At 39.7% G+C, this 6,197-nt stretch carries 5 protein-coding genes and 1 tRNA gene; 5 read left to right on the forward strand and 1 reads right to left on the reverse strand.

Annotated features, from left to right (window positions below; all coding sequences use genetic code 11):
• The first annotated feature begins 8 nt into the window (after window positions 1-8).
• The 3 genes from ACM0OP_RS16705 (at window position 9) to ACM0OP_RS16715 (ending at window position 2,461) form a co-directional block, all read left to right on the forward strand.
• Entirely contained in the window at window positions 9-254 is a 246-nt protein-coding gene (locus tag ACM0OP_RS16705) for an HNH endonuclease (protein WP_414529548.1), read from the forward strand.
• Between the two features lie 160 nt (window positions 255-414).
• A tRNA-Met gene (locus ACM0OP_RS16710) sits at window positions 415-489 on the forward strand.
• 433 nt (window positions 490-922) lie between these two features.
• Entirely contained in the window at window positions 923-2,461 is a 1,539-nt protein-coding gene (locus tag ACM0OP_RS16715; RefSeq protein WP_414529549.1) for an SPFH domain-containing protein, read from the forward strand.
• A gap of 12 nt (window positions 2,462-2,473) precedes the next feature.
• Here ACM0OP_RS16715 and ACM0OP_RS16720 read toward each other — a convergent pair whose 3' ends face one another.
• Window positions 2,474-2,983 carry a phosphate-starvation-inducible PsiE family protein gene (locus ACM0OP_RS16720; protein ID WP_414529553.1) on the reverse strand — a complete coding sequence of 170 codons (510 nt, stop codon included), beginning with the start codon at window positions 2,981-2,983 and terminating at the stop codon, window positions 2,474-2,476.
• Between the two features lie 303 nt (window positions 2,984-3,286).
• On the opposite strand from ACM0OP_RS16720, the gene ACM0OP_RS16725 reads away from it, so the two are divergent.
• The gene (locus ACM0OP_RS16725; RefSeq protein ID WP_414529550.1) at window positions 3,287-5,314 is read left to right on the forward strand and encodes an N-6 DNA methylase; all 2,028 of its coding nucleotides are present in this window, start codon (window positions 3,287-3,289) and stop codon (window positions 5,312-5,314) included.
• Between the two features lie 3 nt (window positions 5,315-5,317).
• Entirely contained in the window at window positions 5,318-5,968 is a 651-nt protein-coding gene (locus ACM0OP_RS16730; protein WP_414529551.1) for a Uma2 family endonuclease, read from the forward strand.
• The last annotated feature ends 229 nt before the right edge of the window (window positions 5,969-6,197 follow it).

Here is a 6,197-nt window from a genome sequence, read left to right on the forward strand (position 1 = left end):
AATGAACAATGAGTAAAACGCCCCGGATTCCCATACCACCCTCAGTGAGAAAATATGTATTTGAACGAGACAAATACCAATGTCAAAGCTGCGGAAAAACCAAAATAGAAACTAAACTTTCCATTGATCATATTATTCCCCTAGCCCGTGGTGGTCAAAATGATATGAGCAATTTACACACCCTTTGCTTTACTTGTAATCTGCAAAAAACCGATAAACTTGACCCTCGATTCCGGCGACATTTTCAGAATTAGACATTTCCTAACAATCCTATTTACTTTGTGCTACATTGAGTAACGAGGCGTAATACACAGGCTTTGTTATGGTTCGGGTTCTGTATACCTAACTGGCGCGCCAACCACTGGATTGAGCGTGTACTACAAAATAACCTGTAACGTCACTCCATCTCAACCCCAAAAGTTAGCTCACTGGTAGAGCAATCGACTCATAATCGATCTGTTACAGGTTCGATTCCTGTACTTTTACCCACCTGAAAAGGTTACTAAAAACTCTGTAATGTAGGCTTACTAGCCTTCATCACTTGTGGTGTTCGTTAGTAGCAGTGAAGAAGCCAGCGCGAATGTTCTCTCCCTGACTTGAGTCTGTCCCTTCGGTTTCCCTATCCGGAGTTCTGGAACTGGCTACCTGAACGGCAGATTTGAGGGTTGTTGTCTGTTTCTCGATTACCCAAGGGTAGTTTAGGAATAAGTAGCAGCTTTCTTAATCCAGTTTTGGATGTGATATTTGCCCGCAACTAAGCTGTAAAAACCTACATTTGCAGGGTTTAAAAATTTAGTGTAATATCTGTAGCATTAACAAAAAGTTATCTGCTAATTAAGTTATTATCACTAATGCCTGATAACTTATTCTATCTATGTTTTTATTAAACTTTTTTCGTCGGCTAAAACTGCCCAAATTATCCATGCAAATTTCTTTGTGGAAAACTTTTTATATCAAACCTAATGAAGTTGCCATTTTGTATCACCGCAATGATTTTCAGAAAATCTTGCAACCTGGTACTTATAATTATTTTGGTCGGCACTGGAATGTGAAAACCTATGACCTCAATCAACCAGAGTCTCAAATTGAAAACTTGGAATTGTTGCTGAGAAATCATAGTGCAGAGTTACAGCCACATCTGTTAGTAGTTAAAACTGCATTTAATGAAGCGGCGGTAGTACGCTGTGGTCAAAATTGGCTGAGTGTTGCGCCTAATCAACTAAGAGTTTTTTGGCGTGGTTTTATTGAGGTGGAATCCCATGTTTTCAACTTAGATGAAAGCTTAGAAGTACCTGCTGAATTTGTGCAGCAACTACGGGGAACTGCTTTAAATGGTATTAAAAAATTCCAAATTTTTGAGTATGAAATTGGTTTGCTGTACGTGCAGAATAACTTTGTGCGCCCCCTAGTGACAGGGGAATACGCTTTTTGGGCTGTGAATAGAGATGTTTCAGTGCGGACTCTCAGCCGGATGATCCCAAATCCAGATTTTCCCTTAGAAGATATCTTGATTTCACAACATCCCGATTTTGTAGAGGCTTATTGCAAAACTGTAGAATTACAAAATCAACAAGTTGCGATCGCCCGCTATCAAGATAAAGTCATTAGTATCCTCGCCCCATGTAGTCGCAAGCTGTTTTGGCGAGATGTAGAGGTAGAAATAATTGACATCAGCACCGATGCTAAATTGTCCTCTGACTTAGTTACTGAGTTAGTTGTGGGTTCACCTGAAGCTGTAGTTTTGAGCCACAATTGCTTACATATTTCCAAAATACCCCCCCATTATGTGGGACTGTTATACATCAATCAAGAATTTCAAACACAACTCCAGTCAGGGAATCATGCTTGGTGGGTGTTTGGGCGTTCTGTAAACACAGAAATCTTTGACCTCCGCCAACAAACAATGGAACTATCCGGCCAAGATATTTTATCCAAAGATAAAGTACCTTTGCGCCTCAACTTAACTGCTGGCTACCGCATCACCGACCCACTCACAGCCAAAAACCGTTTATCGGATCTCACTAGCTACTTATACAAAGAACTGCAATTTGCTTTACGTGGTGCTGTAGGTGAAAAAACTCTAGATACCTTACTAGAAGACAAAGGAGCCATTGATAACAGTATTTTTGATTACATTCGCCAAAAAACCGCCGACTATGGCATAGAAATAGATTCGGTTGGAGTCAAAGATATCATTCTCCCTGGTGAGATTAAAACCATTTTAGGAAAAGTAGTAGAAGCAGAAAAAACAGCCCAAGCTAATGTCATCCGTCGCCGTGAAGAAACTGCTGCTACCCGCAGTATGTTAAACACCGCCAAAGTGATGGAAGATAATCCCGTAGCATTGCGTTTAAAGGAATTAGAAGTATTAGAACGAATTGCTGAAAAAATTGAAAAAATCCAAGTCAATGGGAGTTTGGATAGTATTTTGACAGACTTAATTCGGATGAATAGCAATTAATATCCACAACACTCAACTATTCCTCTCTGCGACTCGACTCTGCGCCTCTGCGTGATACCTTCCCGCATTTATTTCCGGGGTGTTCAACTTCACCCCTTCAAAAAAAATAGACATCCAAGGTAAAGCCGCAAGAATGCCTGCTAAAACGGCTAGAAATACAGAAATTGCAAATATTTGGTCACGAGGAATTTCGAGGACACCACGTAAAATTATTTCTCGTAAAGCCGAAACAATAGTAATTTCCACGGCTGCACCTACAGAAATCCGTCGTTCTTGTAAATAATCAAGTAACAATCGAAATAACTCAACTAAAATCAAAATAAATAAGATGTCAGAAGTTACTTCTCGTAAATCTAAAGGATGCAAAAACGAAGAAAACATATCTGCTAATCGAATCAGCATCACACCAAATAATCCCAAGCACAAAGAAATAACAATAAAGTCTTGGAAAATTTCTAAATTGCTGACAATGGTATCTCGCTTAAACCAACTTTGTACTTCTATAATTACCCGCTTGGGCATATTAGCTCCAGATATTTTAACTTCATCTTCTTTCATCATAGGCAATTCAAAATTTTAAAAGTTATTATTGAGAACTTTTTCAAGTGAATATATGGAGGTGTGAAAGATGATATCTTTATGGTGGTATAGTTTAGAGATCGCATCTCGCTGAAATAACATTTTGGCAAAGATATTGCAAAAGATGCCGCTTAGTGCTTAATACTGCTTTGCAATTGCCAAATCTTGTAATCAGAGTTTTTATGTTGATAATTAGTTACTTGTGGGTTGATAATGAAGAGGCTTTGAAAGTCAAAGTTAACGTTTATGGCAGATAAGACTACTTATACTTTAATTGATATCCTAAAATCTACTGATTATGCCCTCAATATCTTTAGTCAAGAGGAAATTGCAGCACTTCAACTCTTTGACAAAAAAGGGAAACCGTATCTACGAGACTTTGTAGATGGTAAGGAGCGTCCAGCTAAACCAGAGGAAATTGTCCGACAACTGTTTCTTTACCGCTTAATTCATACTTATGGCTATCCCACGGCTCGAATTGCTGTAGAAAAGGGAGTATATTTTGGCTCTAGTGTTGGGGATAAGCGAGCAGACATTGTAATTTCAGAAAAAAATCATCCCAACACAGCATATATTATTGTCGAGGTTAAGAAGCCGAAGCGTCGAGACGGTTTAGAACAACTAAAATCTTACTGTAATGCTGAAGGTGCGCCCATTGCAGTTTGGACAAATGGCAGTGAAATTGTCATTCTGCACCGGGAAGATCCAAATATCTACCGCAGTATTTCTGATTTACCCCATGCCAATCAAACGCTAACTCAAGTCATCAATGAGCGTGTGACTCTACAAGAGCTAGAGAAACGTAACAAGCTGGTTGTAGAACGTCTTTCTCTGCGGGATGTAATTTTAGATTTGGAAAATCTAGTTCTAGCCAATGCTGGAGTTGATCAGTTTGAAGAGGTATTTAAGTTAATTTATGCCAAGCTTTACGATGAGGCTCAAGCAAAGCGACGACCGGGTAAAGTTGTCGAGTTTCGGGCAGCTGGTGAAACCCGTCAAGAATTGTATGACAAAATTAATCGGCTATTTCATGCAGCTAGGGAAAAATGGCAGGGTGTTTTTCTACCAGGAGAAAACATCGATTTAACACCCGACCATTTGGCAGTATGTGTTTCCTTCTTGCAAGACATTAAGCTCTTTAACTCCAACTTACAAGTCATTGATGAAGCGTTTGAATATTTGGTAACGCAAGTTTACAAGGGAGCCAAGGGGCAGTATTTCACACCTCGCCATGTTATTGATATGAGTGTCAAAATGCTCAATCCTAAATGGGAAGAGTATATGATTGACACTGCGGCTGGTAGTTGTGGGTTTACAGTTCATACCATTTTTCATGTTTGGGGTGGGGAAATGACGGCAGATGGCCCCACTAAAGATCAAGCGGAATATGCCAGTGAAATGGTATATGGCATTGATTTTGATGCCCGGAGTGTAAAGGTGGCGAAAGCACTCAATTTGATTGCGGGTGATGGTAAAACCAATGTTTATCGAGCTAATACCCTTGATCCTCGAAATTGGAGTGACGAAATACGAGTTGCTTTACGTCGCCGCTTACGACAGAGTGAGAAGCTTGCAGATGCTGAGTGGAACAAAGAAAATTTCCGGCACTTCAACTTTGATGTACTGATGACCAATCCACCATTTGCGGGAGATATTGTAGACAGCAAAATCTTGTATCAGTATGAACTTGCAAAGAAGTGGAAAGCTATTGATGTTGAGGCGCTAGCTGATACAGAGGAACGGCAAAGACAGGCTAGTAACATTGCCAACAAACGCTATCAAAATACAGGCAGCTGGCAAACAAAGCAAAGCCGGGACGTGTTATTTATTGAGCGTAATTTAGAGTTTTTACGTCCGGGGGGGCGAATGGCGATTGTCCTTCCTCAAGGACGGTTTAATAATATTTCTGATGGTCATGTCCGTGCTTGGATTAGCGAAAGAGCCAGAATTTTAGCTGTGGTAGGGCTGCACGTAAATACTTTTAAGCCCCATACTGGCACAAAAACTAGTGTGTTGTTCCTGCAAAAGTGGAATGATGACCCTAATTCTAAACATTATTGTCCTCAACGCCAGGACTATCCTATATTTTTTGCCACCAGTGAAAAAAGTGGTAAGGATAATTCTGGTGAATATATTTATCAGTTGGGAGTGGACGGAAAACCAATAATTGATGATCATGGACACATGATTATCGACCATGATTTAGATGAAATTTCCACTGCTTTTGTAGATTTTGCCAAGCAACAAAAGTTTTCGTTTTGGCGGGAGGGTTAGATAATGACTGATTTGCAAACCCAGTTACCCACAGATACATGGATTTATACTTCTTGGGATGAGTATGAGCAAATAATTACCAACTTGCTCAATGAGAAGGGAAAGAGTTACTACTACAAGGGGTATATGAGACTGGAGATGGCACCAGTTAGTTTTGATCATGGTCAAGACCATGTTGTAATTATTTTTGCAGTAACTCTATTTGCCGCACTTAGAGGAATTTTAGCAAGAGGTTTAGACACTACCACTTTTCGTAAAACTGGTATTCAGGATTGTCAACCTGATGTGGCGTATTACCTCAGAGAACACGCCCAAATTATCCCAACTGGTACAGGAATTGTCAAACTTGATCGGTATCCTGCACCAGATTTAGTGATTGAGATTGCTAAAAGTTCTCTGCTGGATGATTTGGGGACAAAGCGATCGCTCTATGAAGAGTTGGGTGTTGCTGAATATTGGGTGGTAGATGTCCAAAATGCTCAAATTATAGCCTATGCTATGGCAGACAAAGGTAGTAAACGTATTCAAGAATCACAGGTATTACCTGGACTGGGGATGTCTATTTTAGAAGAAGCTTTACGTCGTAGCCGTGAAATGAGTCAATCTGAAGTTGGAACTTGGTTATTGAGCCAGTTTCAGCAAAAGGAGGATTGAACTTTGGCAGTTTGGAGCATTGTTAATTTCTCAGAACTTACATCAGATTTACGATTAGATCCTGAATATTATCAACCAATTTATTTAAACTATATCAATGCTATTTCAGGTGGTAATTTTCTCAAAACAATAACAACAATCATACATCCTACAGAAATTAAAAGAGTATATGAAGACAGGGTTAGCGCGTCTCAAACCCTATTGACAGTGGGATTCTAGGAGAGGATTG

It is taken from the genome of Nodularia chucula CCY0103, assembly GCF_963923915.1.
Lineage (GTDB): Bacteria > Cyanobacteriota > Cyanobacteriia > Cyanobacteriales > Nostocaceae > Nodularia > Nodularia chucula.

Coding starts and splice junctions, on each gene's coding strand:
- ACM0OP_RS16705 (WP_414529548.1), top strand. CDS start 9: ATGAGTAAAACGCCCCGGATTCCCATACCACCCTCAGTGAGAAAATAT.
- ACM0OP_RS16715 (WP_414529549.1), top strand. CDS start 923: ATGCAAATTTCTTTGTGGAAAACTTTTTATATCAAACCTAATGAAGTT.
- ACM0OP_RS16720 (WP_414529553.1), bottom strand. CDS start 2,983: ATGCCCAAGCGGGTAATTATAGAAGTACAAAGTTGGTTTAAGCGAGAT.
- ACM0OP_RS16725 (WP_414529550.1), top strand. CDS start 3,287: ATGGCAGATAAGACTACTTATACTTTAATTGATATCCTAAAATCTACT.
- ACM0OP_RS16730 (WP_414529551.1), top strand. CDS start 5,318: ATGACTGATTTGCAAACCCAGTTACCCACAGATACATGGATTTATACT.